Source organism: Streptomyces sp. NPDC093094 (genome assembly GCF_044754345.1).
Classification (GTDB): Bacteria; Actinomycetota; Actinomycetes; order Streptomycetales; family Streptomycetaceae; genus Streptomyces.
This window is the reverse complement of sequence record NZ_JBIVOX010000005.1, coordinates 176,871-196,429: the sequence shown is the minus strand read 5'-3', so window position 1 is coordinate 196,429 and position 19,559 is coordinate 176,871. Positions and strand designations below refer to the sequence as shown.

General features: G+C 72.0%; 16 protein-coding genes. 8 read left to right on the top strand and 8 right to left on the bottom strand.

All coding sequences use genetic code 11. From position 1 onward, the window contains the following. Positions 1-204: 204 nt before the first annotated feature. The 3 genes from ACIQGV_RS11995 to ACIQGV_RS11985 all read left to right on the top strand — a co-directional run bounded on the left by ACIQGV_RS11995 (position 205) and on the right by ACIQGV_RS11985 (position 4,218). Entirely contained in the window at positions 205-1,860 is a 1,656-nt protein-coding gene (locus tag ACIQGV_RS11995; RefSeq protein ID WP_402493494.1) for a VWA domain-containing protein, read from the top strand. A 181-nt stretch (positions 1,861-2,041) separates the two neighbouring features. Next, positions 2,042-3,760 carry a methionine--tRNA ligase gene (metG, locus tag ACIQGV_RS11990; protein WP_402493492.1) on the top strand — a complete coding sequence of 573 codons (1,719 nt, stop codon included), beginning with the start codon at positions 2,042-2,044 and terminating at the stop codon, positions 3,758-3,760. 92 nt (positions 3,761-3,852) lie between these two features. Next, the gene (locus ACIQGV_RS11985) at positions 3,853-4,218 is read left to right on the top strand and encodes a PH domain-containing protein (protein WP_402493491.1); all 366 of its coding nucleotides are present in this window, start codon (positions 3,853-3,855) and stop codon (positions 4,216-4,218) included. 167 nt (positions 4,219-4,385) lie between these two features. Here ACIQGV_RS11985 and ACIQGV_RS11980 read toward each other — a convergent pair whose 3' ends face one another. Together ACIQGV_RS11980 and ACIQGV_RS11975 are read right to left on the bottom strand one after the other, a co-directional pair. Next, entirely contained in the window at positions 4,386-4,598 is a 213-nt protein-coding gene (locus ACIQGV_RS11980; protein ID WP_402493489.1) for a DUF397 domain-containing protein, read from the bottom strand. Beyond that, the gene (locus ACIQGV_RS11975; RefSeq protein ID WP_402493487.1) at positions 4,595-5,470 is read right to left on the bottom strand and encodes a helix-turn-helix domain-containing protein; all 876 of its coding nucleotides are present in this window, start codon (positions 5,468-5,470) and stop codon (positions 4,595-4,597) included. The genes ACIQGV_RS11980 and ACIQGV_RS11975 overlap by 4 nt, the downstream gene beginning before the upstream one ends. Before the next feature lie 156 nt (positions 5,471-5,626). Here ACIQGV_RS11975 and ACIQGV_RS11970 point away from each other — a divergent pair, with 156 nt between their 5' ends. The 4 genes from ACIQGV_RS11970 to ACIQGV_RS11955 all read left to right on the top strand — a co-directional run bounded on the left by ACIQGV_RS11970 (position 5,627) and on the right by ACIQGV_RS11955 (position 9,467). Next, complete coding sequence (locus ACIQGV_RS11970; RefSeq protein ID WP_402493485.1) at positions 5,627-6,172, top strand: ATP-binding protein; 546 nt, start codon at positions 5,627-5,629, stop codon at positions 6,170-6,172. 144 nt (positions 6,173-6,316) lie between these two features. Then, positions 6,317-7,180 carry a helix-turn-helix domain-containing protein gene (locus tag ACIQGV_RS11965; RefSeq protein WP_402493483.1) on the top strand — a complete coding sequence of 288 codons (864 nt, stop codon included), beginning with the start codon at positions 6,317-6,319 and terminating at the stop codon, positions 7,178-7,180. 104 nt (positions 7,181-7,284) lie between these two features. After that, a complete protein-coding gene (locus tag ACIQGV_RS11960) occupies positions 7,285-7,632 on the top strand; it encodes a hypothetical protein (RefSeq protein ID WP_402494109.1) in 348 nt (115 codons plus the stop codon). A 440-nt stretch (positions 7,633-8,072) separates the two neighbouring features. Then, on the top strand, positions 8,073-9,467 hold the full coding sequence (locus ACIQGV_RS11955) for an FG-GAP-like repeat-containing protein (RefSeq protein ID WP_402493481.1): 1,395 nt from the start codon (positions 8,073-8,075) through the stop codon (positions 9,465-9,467). 170 nt (positions 9,468-9,637) lie between these two features. Here ACIQGV_RS11955 and aspS read toward each other — a convergent pair whose 3' ends face one another. Beyond that, positions 9,638-11,401, bottom strand: a complete 1,764-nt coding sequence (aspS, locus tag ACIQGV_RS11950; RefSeq protein WP_402493479.1) for an aspartate--tRNA ligase — start codon at positions 11,399-11,401, stop codon at positions 9,638-9,640. A gap of 161 nt (positions 11,402-11,562) precedes the next feature. On the opposite strand from aspS, the gene ACIQGV_RS11945 reads away from it, so the two are divergent. Beyond that, the gene (locus ACIQGV_RS11945) at positions 11,563-13,776 is read left to right on the top strand and encodes a SpoIIE family protein phosphatase (RefSeq protein WP_402493477.1); all 2,214 of its coding nucleotides are present in this window, start codon (positions 11,563-11,565) and stop codon (positions 13,774-13,776) included. 184 nt (positions 13,777-13,960) lie between these two features. Here the strand turns inward: ACIQGV_RS11945 and ACIQGV_RS11940 are convergent, their stop codons facing one another. The 5 genes from ACIQGV_RS11940 to ACIQGV_RS11920 form a co-directional block, all read right to left on the bottom strand. Beyond that, entirely contained in the window at positions 13,961-15,013 is a 1,053-nt protein-coding gene (locus ACIQGV_RS11940; RefSeq protein WP_402493476.1) for an AI-2E family transporter, read from the bottom strand. Between the two features lie 109 nt (positions 15,014-15,122). Beyond that, on the bottom strand, positions 15,123-16,100 hold the full coding sequence (locus ACIQGV_RS11935; protein ID WP_402493475.1) for a pirin family protein: 978 nt from the start codon (positions 16,098-16,100) through the stop codon (positions 15,123-15,125). Between the two features lie 115 nt (positions 16,101-16,215). Next, complete coding sequence (locus ACIQGV_RS11930) at positions 16,216-16,995, bottom strand: tryptophan 2,3-dioxygenase family protein (protein WP_402493473.1); 780 nt, start codon at positions 16,993-16,995, stop codon at positions 16,216-16,218. Further along, on the bottom strand, positions 16,992-17,963 hold the full coding sequence (locus ACIQGV_RS11925; protein ID WP_402493471.1) for a diiron oxygenase: 972 nt from the start codon (positions 17,961-17,963) through the stop codon (positions 16,992-16,994). Before ACIQGV_RS11925 ends, ACIQGV_RS11930 begins: the two co-directional genes overlap by 4 nt. Next, positions 17,914-19,215, bottom strand: a complete 1,302-nt coding sequence (locus ACIQGV_RS11920; RefSeq protein ID WP_402493469.1) for an aminotransferase class I/II-fold pyridoxal phosphate-dependent enzyme — start codon at positions 19,213-19,215, stop codon at positions 17,914-17,916. Before ACIQGV_RS11920 ends, ACIQGV_RS11925 begins: the two co-directional genes overlap by 50 nt. Positions 19,216-19,559: the final 344 nt, after the last annotated feature.

Below are 19,559 nucleotides of genomic sequence, written 5' to 3'. Positions count from 1 at the left end.
CGGACTCGGCGTCACGGACGCTAGGAGCACGTATGTGCGGAAGGGGGGCTTTGGGGTGAACTGGGGGTGAACGTGACCCATCCGAACGTCCGTTGGAAATGGAGGCCGCCCCTCCCCAAGATTTTCGAGCGGGGCCGCTAACCTTACGTGTCCGTCCTGGCCAGCGATCGACGGGCTACACAACTCACGCGAAGGGTTGCGCATATGGGCATTCTCACTCTCCTGCGAAACGCTTTCGGCCGGTCTCGCAAATCCCGACCCGCCGAACTGGAGGGTGCGACCCCCACGCCCTCCGCCTCTGCCACCACCGAACCGGCCACCGCTCACGTCCCCGAGCCCCGCTCCGAGGAACACGAGCTGGTCTCGGCCGCCTTCGACAACGTAAACATCCCGAACCCGACACATCCCGGCTCCGCCGAGGAGCCCTCCGCGCCGGAGGCCCCCGCGGCAAAGGTGCCTGCACCCGCGACGGAGCCGACTCCTGCGGAGAAGCCGGCCGCCGAGAAGGCACCTGCGGCGGCGGAAGAGCCTGCCGCAGCGGAGGAGCCTGCCGCAGCGGAACCCGTCGCTGAGAAGGCACCCGAGGCCGAGGAGCCCGCACCGGCGGAAGAGCCCGTCGCAGAGGAGGCACCTGCGGCTGCGGAGGAGCCCGTCACGGCGGCGGAGCCCGTCGCCGAGAAGGCACCCGAGGCCGAGGAGCCCGCCCCCGTGGCGGAGCCGACCCCCGCGGAAGAGCCCGTCACGGCGGAAGAGCCCGTCACGGCGGAGGAGCCGGTCGAGGCCGAGGCGCCTGCCGCGGCGGAGGAGCCCTCAGCGGCGGAGCCGGTCAAGGAAGAGCCTGCGTCGGAGCCGGAGCCCGCACAGGCGGCCGCCGAGGAGCCCACCCCGGAGCCCGAGCCCGAGCCCGTCGTGGCCGAAGCCGAGCCCACCCCCGAGCCCGTCGAGGAGCCCGTCGCGGCGGCCGAGCCGGAGCCTGCGGCCGAGCCGGAGCCCGCCCCCGAGCCCGATGCACAGGCTCTCGCCGAGCTCGTGGCAGTCGTCGAGCAGGGTGCGGAGGCGGAGCCCGCCACCCCTGAGCCCGCGGCCGCCGACGGCGGGGACGCACCGCAGGGGCCACCGGCAGCCGACGACGAGAGCGGCACGGGTGGTGCGGGTGGGAACACCGAGGCCGAGGGCGAAGCCGAGGCCGAGGCCACCCCCGCCCTCACCCTCGCCCGCCTGAAGTCCCACGCCCCCTCCCTGGCCACCGCCTACAAGGCAGCCACCGGCACCCTCAAGAAGAACGACCTCACCGGCACCCGAGCCAAGGTCTACCTCGTCCTGGACCGCTCCGCGAGCATGCGTCCGTACTACAAGGACGGCTCCGCCCAGGCCCTCGCCGACCAGACCCTCGCGCTCTCCGCCCACCTCGACCCCGAGGCCACGGTGCACGTCGTCTTCTTCTCGACGGAGCTCGACGGCACCGCCGACCTCACCCTCACCGACCACGAGACGAAGATCGACGACACCCACGCCGGTCTCGGCCGCATGGGCCGCACCAGCTACCACGTCGCCGTGGACGCCGTACTCGCCCATCACGAGAAGCACGCCGCCCCCGGCACCTCCGCCCTCGTGGTCTTCCAGACCGACGGCGCCCCGGACGCGAAGACCCCCGCCACCCAGTCCCTCACGGACGCCGCGGGCAACCACCCCCACGTCCACTTCGCCTTCGTCGCCTTCGGTGAGCACGACAACAAGGCATTCGACTACCTCCGCAAGCTGAAGACCGGCAACACGTCGTTCTTCCACGCGGGCCCCGCCCCCCGCGAGCTCACCGACGCCGAGCTCTACACCGGCGTACTCGCGGACTGGCGCCCGTAGCCGAGGCCGAAGCCGAAGCCGAGGCAGAAGCGAAAGCCGAAGCCGAAGCCGGAGCCGGAGCCGTAAAAGCACCACCCCCGGCCGCCCCCTTCCCACCCATCAGAACGGGAAGCGGGCGGCCCACCCATCTCGGCTACGATTTCAAGGTTCGCAAAACAACCGACCTGGGAGCAGCCAAGCCATGGCTCGACACCTCATCACCAGCGCCCTTCCGTACATCAACGGGATCAAGCACCTGGGCAACATGGTGGGGTCCATGCTCCCGGCGGACGTGTACTCCCGTTACCTGCGCCAGCGCGGCCACGACGTGCTCTACATCTGCGCGACCGACGAGCACGGCACCCCCGCCGAGCTGGCCGCGAAGGAGCAGGGCCTGCCGGTCGACGTGTTCTGCGCGCAGGCGCACGACGCCCAGAAGGCGGTCTACGACGGCTTCGCACTGGCGTTCGACTACTTCGGCCGCAGTTCCAGCACGCAGAACGTCGAGATCACCCAGCACTTCGCCCGCCGCCTCAACGAGAACGGCTTCATCGAGGAGCGGGCGATCCGCCAGGTGTACAGCCCGGCCGACGGCCGCTTCCTCCCGGACCGCTACGTCGAGGGCACCTGCCCCCACTGCGGCTACGACAAGGCCCGCGGCGACCAGTGCGAGAACTGCACCCGGGTGCTCGACCCCACCGACCTGATCAACCCCCGCTCGGCGATCTCCGGCTCCACCGACCTGGAGGTCCGCGAGACCAAGCACCTCTTCCTCCTGCAGTCCAAGCTCCAGCACGAGGTCGAGGCATGGGTCTCCCGCCATGAGGCGGACTGGCCCCAGCTCGCCTCCTCCATCGCCCGCAAGTGGCTGAACGAGGGCCTGCACGACCGCGCGATCACCCGCGACCTCGACTGGGGCGTCCCCGTCCCCGCCGACACCTGGCCGGAGCTGGCGGCGGAGGGCAAGGTCTTCTACGTCTGGTTCGACGCCCCGATCGAGTACATCGGCGCGACGAAGGAGTGGGCCGACCAGGACCCGGAGAACCGGGACTGGAAGGCGTGGTGGTACGAGGCCGACGACACCGTGCGCTACACGGAGTTCATGGCGAAGGACAACGTCCCCTTCCACACCGTGATGTTCCCGGCCACCGAGCTGGGCGTGCGCGAGCCGTGGAAGAAGGTCGACTTCGTCAAGGCGTTCAACTGGCTGACGTACTACGGCGGCAAGTTCTCCACCTCGCAGAAGCGCGGCGTCTTCACCGACCAGGCCCTGGACATCCTGCCCGCCGACTACTGGCGCTACTTCCTGATCGCCAACGCCCCGGAGTCGGACGACTCGTCCTTCACCTGGGAGCACTTCACGGCCACGGTGAACAAGGACCTCGCCGACACCCTCGGCAACTTCGTCAACCGTGTCCTGTCGTTCTCCCGCAAGCGCTTCGGCGACGACGTCCCCGCGGGCGGCGAGCCGGGCGAGGCGGAGGCACGCCTCGGCGAGGAGATCGCCCGGCTCCTCGCGGAGTACGAGGAGCACATGGAGGCCCTCCAGTTCCGCAAGGCCGCGGCCGCGCTGCGCGCCCTGTGGTCGGCCGGCAACTCCTACCTGGAGGAGAAGGCCCCCTGGCTGGAGATCAAGACCGACAAGGACGGCGCCGCCCTCACCCTGCGCACGGCGATGAACCTGATCCACCTCTACGCGGTGGTCTCGGAGCCCTTCATCCCGGCGACCACGGCGGCCATGCGCCAGGCGTTCTCCCTCGCCGACGACACCGCCACCTGGGTCTCCGCCGACGAGGCGAAGGCGCTGGCCTCCGTCCCGGCCGGTACGCCCTTCACCGTGCCGCCGGTGCTGTTCGCGAAGCTGACGGACGAGGACCTGGCCACGTACAAGGAGCGCTTCGGCGGGGAAACAGCCGCGTAACAGCCCTTTTCCGACCCCTCACTCACCAGGTATATCTGGCCAAGATCATGTGACACCGGATGTCATATGACCTTCGAGTGGGGGGTCCTCTCATGGCTCTTTTCGGAAACGCGCACCCGATCGACCCGGCGCAGGCGGCGCAGGACTACGCCCGGCTGCTGGGCCAGGGCGAGACGGTGCACGCCGCGTACCTGCTGATCCGCGACACCATCCTGTTCACCGACCGCCGCCTGATCCTGGTCGACAAGCAGGGCATCACCGGCAAGAAGACGGAGTACCACTCGGTCCCGTACCGCAGCATCACGCACTTCGCGGTGGAGACGGCCGGCACCTTCGACCTCGACGCCGAGCTGAAGATCTGGGTCTCCGGCGCGCAGCTGCCGATCACCAAGACCTTCACCAAGGGCGTCGACATCTACGAGGTCCAGGCGATCCTCACGCAGTACGTGGCGCGCTAGTCCCTCCCGTCAGGATTCGCCCACTTGTGCGAGAGCTGGGGCTCTCGCGGGGAGGGTTCTCACGTGGGCACGTCTTGAGACGGGCGGCCTTGCCGTCCTCCCGACGGAGGACGGCAAGGCCGCCGTCGGCACCACCGGAATCGGGGCGCGTGCAGTCGACCGAGGGGTCAGCTCCCCGACGCGTACGCCACGAAGTCCGCCCATGCCTCCGGCGCGAGGGCGAGGCGGGGGCTGGTGTCGCGGTACTTGGAGTCGCGGACGTGGACCGTGCCGGGGGCCGCGGCGACCTCGACGCAGGAGTCGCCGTCGGGGCCACTGCTGTAGCTGCTCTTGAACCACGCCAGGTCGGAGGCATCACCGGCGGAGGGCTTGCGGATCATGTTTCTCCCAGCAGTTGCTCGATGAAGGCCAGCGACTCCCCTGGCGGGAGAGCCTGCGCCCGGATGGTGCCATACCGCAGCTCAACGATGCGCAGCTGCCGCAGATCGGTGACGGGGCGGCCGTTGAACGCGCCGTCGGAGCGCCCAACAGCGGTGCCGTCCTCGAATTTCAGCAGCTCGATCCTGCCGCTCAGGCCCGGGTGCGCCGCACTGTCCATCGGCATCACCTGAAGTGAAACGTTGCTCAACCGCCCCACCTCCAGCAAGCGTTCGAACTGTTGCCGCCGCACCATTGTGCCTCCAACCCTGCGACGCAGAGTCGCCTCTTCCAGGACGAAGCTCAACGAGGGTGCGGGGGAGCGCTCGTAGACAGCACGACGAGCGATGCGGGCAGCCACGCGGCGCTCCAAGTCCTCGGCGGAGTAGGCGGGCTGCCACGATTCCAGCAGAGCCCTGGCATGCTCCGGCGTCTGCAACAGACCGGCGACGTTGCTGTTCTCATACACCCCGATCTCGACCGCACGCGCCTCCATGGCGGCCAGATCCCGCACCTTCTTCGGGTACCGGACCTTCGCCACGTCCTCCTTCATCGCGGACAGCAACCCACCCGCCCCCAGCACCTCGTCCGCCCTGTCCAGATACTCCGGCCGAGGAATCCGCTTCCCGCCCTCGATCTTGTAGACGAGGTCCTCGCCGTACCCCACCGCGTCGCCGAACTCGCCGGCCCGCATCCCCACGGCCTCCCGCCGCAACTTCAACTGCCGCCCCACAGTGGCGACTACAGCCACACCCCACTCGTCGTCCGGATCCACCTCCCACCCCGGCTCGTCAGCCTCCGTCCTGAGCTGCCGAACCTCGCCGTCCACCGACATGCGCGCCCCTCCGTCGTACCGCCACGTACCGCGACGCCCTTACCCGTACACACCACCCCGACAAGCCCGGACACCACCGGACAAGCTCCGGACAGTCACCGTACGCAACTGCGTCGTCACTACTGACGGTAGGCGCATCCAGCCACGCTGAGTGACGTGATTCCAGAAACGGCCCAATCCGACTGCCACATTCGCAACTTCAGCGTCCTGCTGTCGCCCACACCGCGCGGCGCCCGCCTCGCCCGCTTGCTCGCCACGGAGCAGCTGCGCTCCTGGGGCCTCCCCTCGGACCCGGCTGCGCACATCGTCGCCGAGCTGGCGAACAACGCGGCCACCCACGGCAAGGTTCCCGGCCGGAGCTTCCGGCTCCTGCTGTACGTCATCGGCGGAACGCTCCGCATCGAGGTCACCGACACCCGCGGTGACCGGCTGCCGGAGCCCCGGCAGGCCGCCCCCGACAGCGAAGCCGGACGCGGCCTGGCCCTCGTGGCAGCTCTCGCGGACCGCTGGGGAGTCGCCCAGGGCCTTCACCCGCGCAAAACGGCCTGGGCCGAACTCACCCTCCCCGCACCGGAATCACCGAAGCCTGAAACCCCACACCCCGGTCCGACCTGCGCTCCCTATGAAGTACCCACCGGGGAGAAAGCACCCCACCAAGCCCCACCCCTCCCTCCCGCCGGGCAAACTCACTCCCGCGAGTGAATATGCCCAACTCGGCTGGATTCAGGACCGGTTGCCTGCCCTACGCTCAGCGCAAGACAGCACGACCCCCGACATGCGACGGCCCCCGCCGGGACTAGCGATCCCTGCGAGGGCCTGACCACCGAGGAAGTTAGGCCCTTCCTGATGGACACCGAAAACCCTAACGCGCCCGCGTCCGCCCAGGCCCGTATCCCGGGCAAAAACTACCCCCCTGGGCGCCCGAACTCCGGCGTGATCCATGACAACGTCCGCCTCACCGAGAACTTCACGGTGATCGGCAACGACCTCGCCCAGCACCGGGAGCTGTCGCTGCTGGCGATCGGGCTGGGTTGCCACATCCAGTCCGTGCGACCGGGCACGGCGATCGACATCAAGAGCCTCGCCGCCCGCTTCCCGGAGGGCCCCACCCGTATCGCAGCAGCGCTCCGCGAACTCGAAACCCACGGCTACCTCCGCCGTAGCCGCTTACGGGCCCCGACCGGCCGGATCATCACCCGCACGGTCTCCAGCAACAGGCCGGGCCACAGGCCCGCCGCCGACACCCCCGACAGGCCCGTCCGACGCACGGCCCCGGACAAGCCGCCCCCTCGCAAGCGACTGCTCCCACCCGTGCCGCAGCCCACGTACCCCTCCCCTGACCTGCTCCAAACGGCCGTCGACGTCCTCGCCGGCCTCCGCCGCCACGACCCCCGCCTCCTCCTCTCCGCCACCGACGCCGAACACCTCGCCCCCGGCGTCGCCGCCTGGCTGGAGCGCGACCTCACCCCCACCGCCGTACGCCACGCCCTGACCGAGAACCTGCCGCTGGAGCCCCTGATCCGCCCGGCCGCCCTCCTGGCCCACCGCCTGACCGCCCAGCTCCCGCCCCCACCCCCGTTCCGGGTCCCCGCACCTCCACCGGCCGTCCGGCACCCGATCCGGAACTGCGAAGGCTGCGACCGCGGTTACCGGGGCCCCGACCCAGGCCACTGCCGTGACTGCCGGGCACACCTGAAGGAGACGGAATGAGCACGCGGACCCTCGCCGTCGCTCCGAAGATCTCGGCGGCCCCCGGGCTTACCACGCTCCCGCCCGGCCCGGACAGCCTGACAGAGGTACTCCTGGAGGACACCATGAGCACACTGGCCGACCACGGACGCGAGCTGGTCCCCCGTCCCGAGCGAACCCCCGACGCGCTTCGCGCGGCCCTCGCCGTCGTGGCCCCGGGCCGCCTGGAGGAGATGCAGGCCACGAAGGACGAGGCGTTCGCCAAGGCCGTCGAGTGGCAGTCTCTGAGCCCCGTTCAGAGCTGGGTCCTCCTCTGGGCCAGAGATATCGAGATCGCCCGCCGCCCCGAGCGGTCCTCTCGTCTCGAACAGGCGCGGAGCACCCTGGAGGACGCGGATCCTGCCGTCTCCCGACAGGCTCTCCACGAGCTCACCGCCGTACTGGACGAAGCCATGAAGGCAGTGCGCGGTTGAGCTGGAAGTGGGAGTACGCCCTCGCGGCGGAGGAAGCGGCCCGCGCCGCTCTCGCCGGTTCCCTCGCCGGGGTGGACAAGCACGGCGGACGAACTGGTCAGAGCTGCTGAAGCGGTCCACGTCCACGGTCGGTCCCATCGAGGTGCCGAACCGAAGGGCAGCGACGTCATCGTCCCCGGCGGCATGTTCTCGTACCAGGTCGTCGTACGCAGCGAACGTGTCTACGTCGTCCAGATCACCTACCTGGGCTTCTGAAGCGTCGCCGCCCTCCGGCACGGCCGCACCACGGACGCGCACGCGCCGCTTCTCCGGTGCGCCGCCCTCCCGTCACCGCCCGTACAACCAACGGGCGCTGTGACATGTCCCACGTATGAGGGCGGATCGCCCGACGGCCCGGAAGCCGGGGGCCCAGGGCACGCCATGGGGAAGGGGACACAGACATGGGCAGATGGGGCGCGGCCGCGGTCGTGGCCGCCTCGCTGGTCGCGGGGACGCTGCTGCCGGCCGTCCCGGCCGCGGCCGTGCACGGGGCGGTGCCGGGGGACTTCAACGGTGACGGGTACCGGGACGCGGTGCTGCCGGTTCCCGGTGCGGACCTGGGCGACAAGGAAAGGGCCGGTGCCGTCGTCGTGCTGTACGGCTCCGCGTCGGGGGTCTCGGCGAGCCGTCGCGTGGTCATCACCAAGGACTCGCCCGGCGTTCCGGGCGCGGCCGGCCGGCAGGAGCTCTTCGGCAGCGCCACCGCCACGGCCGACCTGAACCGGGACGGATACGCCGACCTCGTCGTCACCGAGCCCTACCACGGTCCGAGCGTCACCGTGCTGTGGGGCAGCAGGAGCGGGCTGACCAAGGGCACTCTTCTGACGGCACCGGACTATGTCCAGTGGTACGGCACGGACGTGGCGGCCATCAGCGCGGGGCCGGGCGCGAAGACCCAGGTCGTGGTCGGCGGGGACAAGGGGACCGTCACCTTCAAGGGCCCGTTCAGCAGCTCCGGCGCCTACGGCTCGGTCGTGCAGACGCCCCGGGAGGAGGAGCTGGTCGGGTCCGTGGCCGTCGGCGACTTCGACCGCAACGGCAGCCCCGACCAGGTCGACTTCGGGTTCCGCCGGTCCGACCTCACCGGCAGCGAGATCCGGGTGAACCAGTCGGGCGAGCGGGTCACGCTGGAGAAGGGCAACGGCTTCATCGCCGCCACCGGCGACGTCAACGGCGACGGGTACACCGACCTCGTGGTCGGGGACCCGCTGACGCCGGTGACGCCGGGTGTCGACGGCGAGCTGGGCGGGCGCGTGCTGGTCTACCGGGGTTCGGCGAGCGGCATCGCGCGCGACGCGGCGCCCGAGGTGATCACCCAGGACACCGCGGGCGTGCCCGGCACGAGCGAGAAGCAGGACACCTTCGGCGCCGGTCTCGCGGTGGCCGACCTCAACCGGGACGGCCTCGCGGAGATCGTCGTCGGCGCGCCGTACGAGGCCGTGGGCAGCGTGCGGCGGACCGGCATGGTCACCGTGGTCCCGGGCCGCCGCACGGGCCCCCTCGGCGCGGGCGGGTACTCCTTCCACCAGGACACCCCCGGTGTGCCCAGCGTCAACGAGACCCGCGACTGCTTCGGCGCGACGGTCTCGGCCGCGGACGTGAACAAGGACGGCAAGCCGGAGCTGTTCATCGGCGCGGCCTGCGAGAACCACTACAACGGCGCCGTCTTCATGCTCCCCGGCGGCTCCGGCCGTCCGACGGGCACCGGCAGCCGCGTCTTCACGCTGGAGTCGCTCGGCATGCCGCAGTGGTACGAGGGCTGGACGGGCGGCAACGGACTGTTCTGGATCATCTGACCGCCGCCCCCGTCCCGCGGCTCAGGTTCCTCTTGTGTGCAGGCGTTCCCGTCATGGGCGGCGAAGCCGGGGACGCACGCCGCCGGGAACACGGGCGGGAGCCGAGGACGAGCCAGGAGACGCGAAGGCGCCCGGGACCCTGAGGTCCCGGGCGCCTTCGGTGGCCGCGCCTACTTCGGCTGGGGCTTGCGCACCGACAGGTGCAGCTCCTTCAGCCGCGTCTCGTCCAGCTCGGTCGGCGCGCCCATCATCAGGTCCTGGGCGTTGCCGTTGAGCGGGAAGGCGATGGTCTCGCGGATGTTGGGCTCGTCGGCCAGCAGCATGACGATGCGGTCGACGCCGGGGGCGATGCCGCCGTGCGGCGGGGCGCCGAAGCGGAAGGCGCGCAGCATGCCCGCGAACTGCTCCTCGACGGTCTCGCGGTCGTAGCCCGCGATCTCGAACGCCTTGAGCATGATCTCCGGCTCGTGGTTCCGGACGGCGCCGGAGGACAGCTCCACGCCGTTGCAGACGATGTCGTACTGCCAGCCGAGGATGTCCAGCGGGTCCTGGGTCTCCAGGGCCTCCAGACCGCCCTGCGGCATCGAGAAGGGGTTGTGCGAGAAGTCGATCCTGCCCGTCTCCTCGTCCTTCTCGTACATCGGGAAGTCGACGATCCAGCAGAACCGGAAGACGCCCTCCTCGAAGTGCCCGGCACGCTTGGCGGCCTCGACCCGCACCGCGCCCATGATCTTCGAGACCTCGTCGAACTCGCCCGCGCCGAAGAACACGGCGTGACCGGCCTCCAGGCCGAGGCGCTCGGTGAGGACCTTGACGTTCTCCTCGGTGAGGAACTTGGCGATCGGGCCGGACAGCTGGCCGTCCTCGCCGACACGGACCCAGGCCAGGCCCTTGGCGCCCTGCGTGATCGCGTACTCGCCGAGCTGGTCGAAGAACTTGCGGGGCTGGTCCTGGACGGCCGGAACCGCCAGCGCGCGCACGTGCTTGCCGGCGAACGCCTTGAACTCGGACGCCTCGAAGACATCGGTGATGTCGACGAGCTCCAGCTTGGCGCGCAGGTCGGGCTTGTCGGAGCCGTACTTCAGCATCGCCTCGCGGAACGGGATCCGCGGGAACGGCGAGGTGACGTGACGGCCGCCGCCGAACTCCTCGAACAGCTCGGTCATCAGCTTCTCGACCGGCTGGAAGATGTCCTCCTGCTCGACGAAGCTCATCTCGATGTCGAGCTGGTAGAACTCACCCGGCGAGCGGTCGGCGCGGGCGTCCTCGTCGCGGAAGCAGGGCGCGATCTGGAAGTACCGGTCGAAGCCGGAGATCATCAGCAGCTGCTTGAACTGCTGCGGCGCCTGCGGCAGGGCGTAGAACTTGCCCGGGTTCAGACGGGAGGGGACGACGAAGTCGCGGGCGCCCTCGGGGGAGGTCGCGGACAGGATCGGCGTCGCCATCTCGTTGAAGCCGAGGGCCGTCATCTTGTGCCGGATGGCCGAGATGACCGCGGTGCGCAGCATGATGTTGCGGTGCATGCGCTCGCGGCGCAGGTCCAGGAAGCGGTACTCCAGGCGCCGCTCCTCGTTGACCCCGTCCTCGGCGTTGATCGTGAAGGGCAGCGGGGCGGCCGCGCCGAGCAGCTCGACCTCGCCGACCTCGACCTCGATCTCGCCGGTGGGCAGCTCGGGGTTGATGTTCTCGGCGCCACGGGAGACGGCCTTGCCGTCGATCCGGACCGTGGACTCCTTGGAGATCTTGTCCAGGGCCTCGTACGCGGGCGTACCGGGACGGGCCACGAGCTGCGTGATGCCGTAGTGGTCGCGCAGATCGATGAAGAGGATGCCGCCCAGGTCTCGCCGATTGTGCAGCCAGCCACTCAGCCGGACGTCGGTGCCGACGTCAGAGGCGCGGAGCTCGCCGCAGGTGTGGGACCTGTACCGATGCATCGTCGTTCATCCAGCCTTCGCGGATCGGGGGCATGTTTCACGTGAAACACCCCCAGGGTACCGGGCACGCGAAGATCGGCTCTCCTCCATTGGGCACGGGCGATCATGGACCCCGGGTCCTTCGGTGGCAGGATCCGAACACCTTTTCCTAAAGTGGGGCAATGCGCACTGGTGAGCCCCTGCCCGCCGTGGAGCAGGTCCTCGCCACTCTCGCGACCGGCCTGTGGCACTGGGACACCTCGACGAGCCTGGTCAGGGTGGACGCGGAGGCCGCCCGGCTGCTCGGGCTGCCCGCCGAGGAGTCGACCCTCACCGAGTCCCAGGTACGGGCCCGGCTGCATCCCGTGGACTGGAACGAGATCACCGGCGTGATCCAGCTCGCGGTCGCCGAGAGCACCCTGGCCGAGGTCCGGATCAGGATCATGGACGAGCGGGGCCGGATCGTCCGGGTCGTCCGCAGCCGCTCCAAGCCGTCGTTCGATCCGCGGAAGCGGGCCTACGAGCTGATCGGCACCCTCCAGGAGGTCACCGAGCCCGCCCCGGGCACCTCGGCGGACCGGTACACGGTCACCGGCGACTGGCGACGCTCGCGCGAGGCGTTCCTGCTGGACGCGGGCCGGGCGCTGGCGGAGGCACGGTCCACCGCGGAGGTGCTGCGGGTGGCGGCCGGGCTGTCGATGCCGGGGTTCTCCCCGGACGGGCTCGCGGTGTTCGGCGTCTCGGGCGACCGTCTGACGATCATCGGCCACCACGGGCACCGGCCCGGCGACGAGGGCCCCTTCGCCCAGATGTCGCTGGACACCGCCTATCCGGCAGCCGACGTGGTGCGCACGGGCCGGGCCGTGTATCTGTCCACGCCGGAGGAGTACGCCCGCCGCTATCCGCTCACCTGGCCGCTGGCCCAGCAGTTCGGCCGCCAGTCCTGGGCGTTCCTGCCGCTCACGGTCGCCGGGCGTCCGATCGGCGCCTGGATGGCCGCCTTCGCCCACCCGGTGGTGTTCACCCCGGACGAGCGGTCGGTGCTGACGACGGTCGCCCGCATGCTCGCGCAGGCCCTGTCCCGCGCCGGGACGGCCGAGTCGGAGCGGGAGCTGACCGACGGCCTCCAGCGGTCGATGCTGCCCTCGCTGGGCCCCGGGATCCCGGGCATGTCGGTCGCGGCCCGCTACATACCGACCGGCGGCGGGCTCCAGGTCGGCGGCGACTGGTACGACGTGATCCCGCTGCCCGGCGGCCCGCCCTCCGGGGGCGGGAAGTTCGCGATGGTCATCGGGGACGTGCAGGGGCACGACGTACGGGCGGCGGGCCTGATGGGGCAGCTGCGGACGGCCCTGCGGGCGTACGCGTCGGAGGGACACCGTCCCGACGCCGTGCTCGCGCGCGCCTCCCGCTTTCTGCACGGCATCGCGCACACCGGCGAGGTCGACCACGCCGACCTGCGCTTCGCGACCTGTCTGTATGTCGAGGTCGACCCGGAGAGCGGGGTCGTGGAGGCCGCCCGGGCGGGGCACCTGAACCCGGTGGTCCGGATGCCGGACGGCACGGTGCTGCTGCGCGACACCGCGGGCGGGCTGCCGCTGGGCATCGACCCGGACTGCGACTACCCGACCACGCGGCTGGTGCTGGAGCCGGGCGAGGTCCTGATGCTGTGCACCGACGGTCTGATGGAGACCGGCGGCCACGACCTGGACAGCGGCTGGAGCCGCATCCGCGGGGTCCTGGAGGCCCACGACGGCGATCTGGAGGAGCTGTCCGACTCGCTGGTGCAGGCCGTGCACGGGCCGTCGTCGCACCACACGACCGGGCCGCTGGCCGACCGCCGCGAGGACGACATCGCGTTCCTGCTGCTGTGCCGGCAGGGCGAGGGCTGCGGCTGCGGGGACCCCGCGCCCCTGAAGCCGCCGGTGCGGCGCACCATGCTCACGGTCGCGCAGGCCGAGCCGGAGCGGATCGCGGTGGCCCGCCGGCATCTGCGGGAGCTGCTGCACGACTGGGCGTCGCCGGACCAGCTGGACTCGGCGGTGCTGCTGGTGTCGGAGATGCTGACGAACGTCCTGGTGCACACCGACACCGACGCGCTGCTGATCGCCGAGATCACCGGGAACGGCGCGGGGCGGCGGCTGCGGGTGGAGGTCGGCGACACCAGCGACGAGCTGCCGCACCGGCGCCACCCCGGGGAGCTGGCGTCCTCCGGGCGCGGCCTGGTGCTGATCGAGCTGCTGGCCGACGTGTGGGGGGTCGCCCCGCGCGGCGAGGGCAAGTCCATCTGGTTCGAGCTGCACGAGGACGGTTCCGGGGCCGAGGGCGCGGGCGCCCGCCTCATGGAGAACGTGCTGGAGGCCGAGGGCGTCGACGGCCTCGACGAGCTGCTGTGACGGCTGCCGCCACGGCGGCGGGGGCAGGCTGCCACCACGATGGCGGGGGCAGGCTGCCACCACGATGGCGGGGGCAGGCTGCCACCACGGCGGCGGGAGCAGGCTGCCGCCACGGCGGCGGGAGCAGGCTGCCGCCACGGCGGCGGGAGCAGGCTGCCGCCACGATGGCGGGGGCAGGCTGCCGCTACGGCGGCGGGGCCGGTCCGTAGCGGGCCCGCAGTTCGCTCAGCACTCCGAACGCGGCGGCCGTCACCGGCACCGCGAGCAGCATGCCGAGGATGCCGGCGACGGAGGCGCCCGCGGTGATGGTGACCATGACCACCGCCGGATGCATCTGCACGGTCCGGCTCTGGATCATCGGCTGGAGCACATGCCCCTCCAGCACCTGCACGGCGAGCACCACGCCGAGCGCCCACAACGCGATCACGAGCCCGCGGTCGGCGAACGCGACGAGCACGGCCAGCGCGCCGGAGATGAACGCGCCCAGATAGGGGATGTACGCGCCGACCAGGACGAGCGCCCCGAGTCCGACCGCTCCGGGCACGCCCAGGATCAGCAGGCCGACGGTGATGCAGAAGGCGTCGATGAAGGCGATGAGGGTGGTGCCGCGCATGAACCCCTCGACGGCCTGGAAGGCCCGCCGGGCCATGGCCACCAGGAGGTCGTCCGTGCCGCGCGGGGCGAGGGCGCGCAGGGCGGCGGCCGCCTCGCCGGAGTCGCGCAGGAAGAAGAAGACCAGCAGCAGGGCGAGGACGGCCATGGCGATGCTCTCGCCGACGACGCTCACCCCGCTGATCACCCCGGAGGCCGCGGTGCCGCCGAACTTCGACAGCAGGTCGCGGGAGTTGGCGGCGAGGTCGTCGAGCGAGGTCCCGGCGGCCCCGAAGTGCTCGGCGAGGGACTTCGCGGCCTCCCTGAGGGAGGTGACGATCTGGTCGCCGGAGTCGATGAGCGCGGCGACGACGATGTAGACGGCTCCGCCGACCACACAGACGACGGCCACGCAGGTCAGCGCGGCGGCCAGCGAGCGGTGGACGTGTGCCTTGACCAGCCGCCGGTGCAGGGGCCGGAGCAGGGCGGTGCCGAGCAGCGCGAGCAGCACGGGCACCACCGCCGTGCGGAACACCACGCACAGCTGGACGCCGACCCAGCCGATGCCCGCGACGAGCAGGGCGACGGCGCACCAGGCGGCGATCCGGCGGACGGGGCGGGGGAGGAGCGCTGCGGGGTCCTGCACCCTTCCAGCGGATCATGCGCCGGGCGGGCTGTCCTGTGCGGACGGCCCGCCCGGGTGACATGCCTGACGTGCTGTCAGGCGCCCGGAGCGTTCCCCGGGCGGGGCGTCGTCAGGCGTCGGGGCCGCTCGCGTCCATGCCGTGCACGGCCGGGACCGTGCCGAGGCGGCCCTTCTGGAAGTCCTCGAACGCCTGCACGAGTTCTTCCTGGGTGTTCATCACGAACGGGCCGTAGTGGGCCATGGGCTCACGGATGGGCTGTCCGCCGAGCAGCACGACCTCCAGGTCCGGGGTGTTCGCGTCCTGCTTCTCGTCCGCGCGGACGGTCAGCGAGGAGCCGGTGCCGAAGACGGCGGTCTGCCCCGTCCGGACGGGGCGCCGCTCGGCGCCGACGCCGCCGCGCCCGGCGAGGACGTACGCGAGTCCGTTGAAGTCCTCGCGCCAGGGCAGGGTGATCTCCGCGCCCGGCGCCAGCGTGGCATGGATCATGGTGATCGGGGTGTGGGTGATGCCGGGGCCCTGGTGGCCGTCCAGCTCACCGGCGATGACACGGAGCAGCGCGCCGCCGTCGGGGGTGGTGAGCAGCTGGACGTTGCCGCCGCGGATGTCCTGGTAGCGCGGGGCCATCATCTTGTCCCTGGCAGGCAGGTTCACCCACAGCTGGAGGCCGTGGAAGAGACCGCCCGAGACGACCAGGTGCTCCGGCGGGGCCTCGATGTGCAGCAGACCGGAGCCCGCCGTCATCCACTGGGTGTCGCCGTTGGTGATGGTGCCGCCGCCGCCCTGGCTGTCCTGGTGGTCGAAGATCCCGTCGATGATGTAGGTGACGGTCTCGAAGCCGCGGTGCGGATGCCAGGGCGTTCCCTTCGGCTCACCGGGCTGATATTCCACCTCGCCCATCTGATCCATCATGATGAACGGGTCCAGATGGCGGTAGTTGATCCCGGCGAACGCTCGGCGCACCGGGAAGCCCTCGCCCTCGAAACCGCTCGGCGCGGTCGTGACAGCGAGCACGGGACGTGCCACGGCGTCGGCCGGGGCGGTCACGCGGGGCAGCGTCAGCGGGTTCTCGACGGTCACTGCAGGCATGTCGGTACCTCCTTGTGCTCCGATTTTAGTTGACTGTTGAACTTTCTGCCACTCCAGAACGAAGAAAGCCCGGAGGGCATTCCCTCCGGGCATCAGATCAGACCTCCAGCGGCGCTCAGCGGTCGCCGCGTGCCTCCCACAGCTCGGGGAAGAACCGGTACGCCGCACGGACCCGCAGATACGCGGCGCCCGAGCTGCCGCCCGTCCCCCGCTCGCCGCCGAGCTGCCGCTCGACCACCCGCACATGCCGCTCCCGCCACAGGGACCAGCCCCGGTCGTACTCCAGCAGCGCGTCCATCAGCTCGCCCACGGCGGTGCCGTCGCGCCCGATCCGGTCGTACGTCCGCATCCGCTCGGCCCGGCAGCCGCACGCGAGGTCCGCCGCCCGCAGCACGGCGAGGAAGGCGTCCCACAGCGACGGCTCCAGCAGCCTCCGGTCCAGCGCGGCCCGCTCGGCGGGGCTCGGCCACGCCCCGAGCCCGAGCCCGACCGGGGCCACGTCCGTGCGGCCCGAGAGCGCCTCGATCTCGTGGAACTGCGCCGACTGCGCCCCGCTGGCGGTGCCGAGCACGCCCCGGAACGCCCGGAAGTCCCCCGGCGCCATCGTGTCCAGCACCTCCAGCGACCCCAGCAGCGTGCTCTCGATCGTCCGGCAGCGCCGCAGCCGCTGCGCGGGGACGACGGTCTCGCCGGCCAGCATCCGGTCGCGGGCGTCGGTGAGTTCGGCCAGCATCAGCTTGAACCACAGCTCGTGCACCTGGTGCACGGCGATGAACAGCTGCTCGTCGTGGGCCGCGCCGCCCGCGCGCGGGACCTGCTGGGCGAGCAGGGCGGGCAGCCGCAGGTACTCGGCGTAGGTGAAGGTCCCGGTGGCGGTGCTGGTCATGCGGTTCATACACGCTCCTCGTGTCCGGCGTCGCTTCCGTCGCCGAGGCCGTGCGCCGCGAAGTGCTCGCGGGCGCCGGGAAGTTCGAAGACGCCCACCGTGGCGTACAGCCGCAGCGTGGCGCGGGCCATCTCGTTCAGCCGCCGGTCCCCGGGGCCCGCCCCGTAGGTGTCGGCCACCACCTGCCTGGCGGTGTCCTCGTCCAGCCCCGCCAGCCGCAGCGAGGCGTGGACCGGGCCGAGGTCCCAGGTCAGCGCGGCCCGGATCAGGGCGGGCAGGGCACGGGCCGTGCGGGCCCGGTCCGCCGGGCCCAGACGGACCCACAGCTCCTTGAAGAACAGGGCGAAGAAACGGTGGTGCCGCCCCTCGTCGCGGGCGTGGTCGCGCAGCAGGTCGCGCACCGGGCCGGCGACCGTCCCGTCGGCGGGCACCTCGTTGAGCACGGCGGTGATCAGCGTCTCGAACACCACCGCCTGGAGCAGTTCCGCCAGTTGCGGTGCGCCGGGAAGCAGCTCGCGCCCGGTCTCCCGCAGCCGCTCCACGAAGCCGCCGTAGTCCCAGCCGGGCACGGCGATGCCGGTCACGGCCGCGACCTGGTCGGCCAGGTCGAGGCTGTACAGGGCGTGATAGCCCTCGTCGCAGTAGACCTTGAAGGCGTCCAGGCGCAGTCCGGCGGGCAGATCCAGTCCGGCCCGGCCGTTGGCGACCGGTTCGGCCGCCGCGTTGACGACCCGGGTCTCCAGATGGGTCGTCGACAGCAGGAACTGGTACAGGTGCCGCACGGTCAGCTCGCGCAGCCGCTCCGCCGGCAGGTCCCGTACGGCCTCGTGGGCGGTGTACGGCACGAGCGCGGCCGGGAAGAAGACCTTGCCGCGCTCGGCGTCCTCGTGGAACATCCGGCGCACGCCGGTCCGGACGCCCGCCTGCTCATACCAGCGGTCGAGCGGACCCGGCGGTGTGCTGTCGTCCCTCACCACGGGCGTCTCCCTTCGCTCCGGGGCCGGCGGGGCCCGTCCTCGCCCCCAGGAACCGGCCGAGCCGGGTCAGGGCCTCCTCGACGACGGCCGCGTCGAGGGTGTGACAGATCCGGAACCGGCCGGGGCGCGGCGCGTGGAACGCCTCACCCGGCAGGATGCTGACGCGGGTGCGGTCGAGGATCTCCCGCCACAGCGCTCGCTCCCCCTCGAAGCCGGGGCCGGGCGGCAGCCAGGCGCCGAGGTCGGCCCAGACGGAGCAGCCCGCCTGCGCGGGGGCGTACGGGATGCCGTGGACGTCCAGCAGACGGACGGCCGCCGCGTACGAGGCACCGAGCCGGCGCCGGTTCTCCGCGAGGAACGCGGCGACACGGCGGGGGTCGGCGAGCAGATCGGCGAGGACGGCCTGGGTGTGGGCGGACAGCGGCGCGAAGTAGGCGAGCGCGCGGGCCGCGTCGCGGACCTGCGGGTCCGGGGTGTGCAGCACGCCCGCCTTGAGGCCGGGCAGCGCGAAGTCCTTCGCGAAGCCCCAGACGGTGTGCACGCGCGGGCCGCGGGTCTCGCGCAGGCTCATGAAGCCGCCCTCGAACACCGACCCCGCGTAGATCTCGTCGGCGATCAGGTCCACGCCGTGCGCGGCCGCGACGGCGGCCAGCTCGTGCAGCACGGCGGGCGGGTGGACGCGCCCGGTGGGGTTGCCGGGCGAGGCGAGGGCGACGGCCCGGACGACCGTCCCCGTCCGCCGCGCCTCCTCCAGCACCCGGCGCACCCCCTGCGGCCACAGCCCGTGCCCGTCGGCGGGGTCGGGCGGCGCGGGCAGCAGCCGGGCACCGGAGCGGCCCGCGAGATCGGTGTCGAAGGCCCCGTAGTACGGCGTCGGCACCACGATCGCGTCGCCGGGGTCGCACAGCACGGTGGCGACGACGTCCAGCGCGGCCGTCGCCCCGGCGACGACGACCAGGTCCTCGGGGTCCAGGGAGCCGCCGAGGTGGGCGGCCACGCGCTCGCGCAGCCCGGCGGTGCCGTACAGGGGCGCGTACCGGGTGGTCGCGTCGGTCAGGGCGGGCGGCCGGTGGCCGCTGTGCAGGTCGGCCAGCAGCCGGTTCTCCGCCGTGCCGAGGTTGAGCCAGCCGTCGGGCCGCAGCCGGGGATGGTAGGGACGGGCCTCCGCGCGGAAATGCGCCTCGGCTATCGCGGGAGTGCCGGCGAGCAGCCGGGCCGCCTGCCCGGAGACCCGCGCGGACGGGCGCGTCATCGGGGGGCTCCGGCGGGATCGGGGGTCACGGGGGAGGAGCCGTCCGCCGACGCCCCGGCCGGCTGCTCGGCGAGAACCGGGCCAGGACGCGGGGCCGGGGCCGTCCCCCCGCCCGCCCCGCGATCGGGCCCGCCCGGCCCCGCGGACGCCGGGGCCGCACGCGAGACCCGCTCCTGCGCCCCGCGGTCCGGCCCGCCCGGGCCCGCCACCGGCTCCGGAAGGACCGGGCCAGGACGCGAGGCCGACTGCCCGCCCGGGCCCGCCACCGGCTCCGGAAGGACCGGGCCAGGACGCGAGGCCGACTGCCCGCCCGGGCCCGCCACCGGCTCCGGAAGGACCGGGCC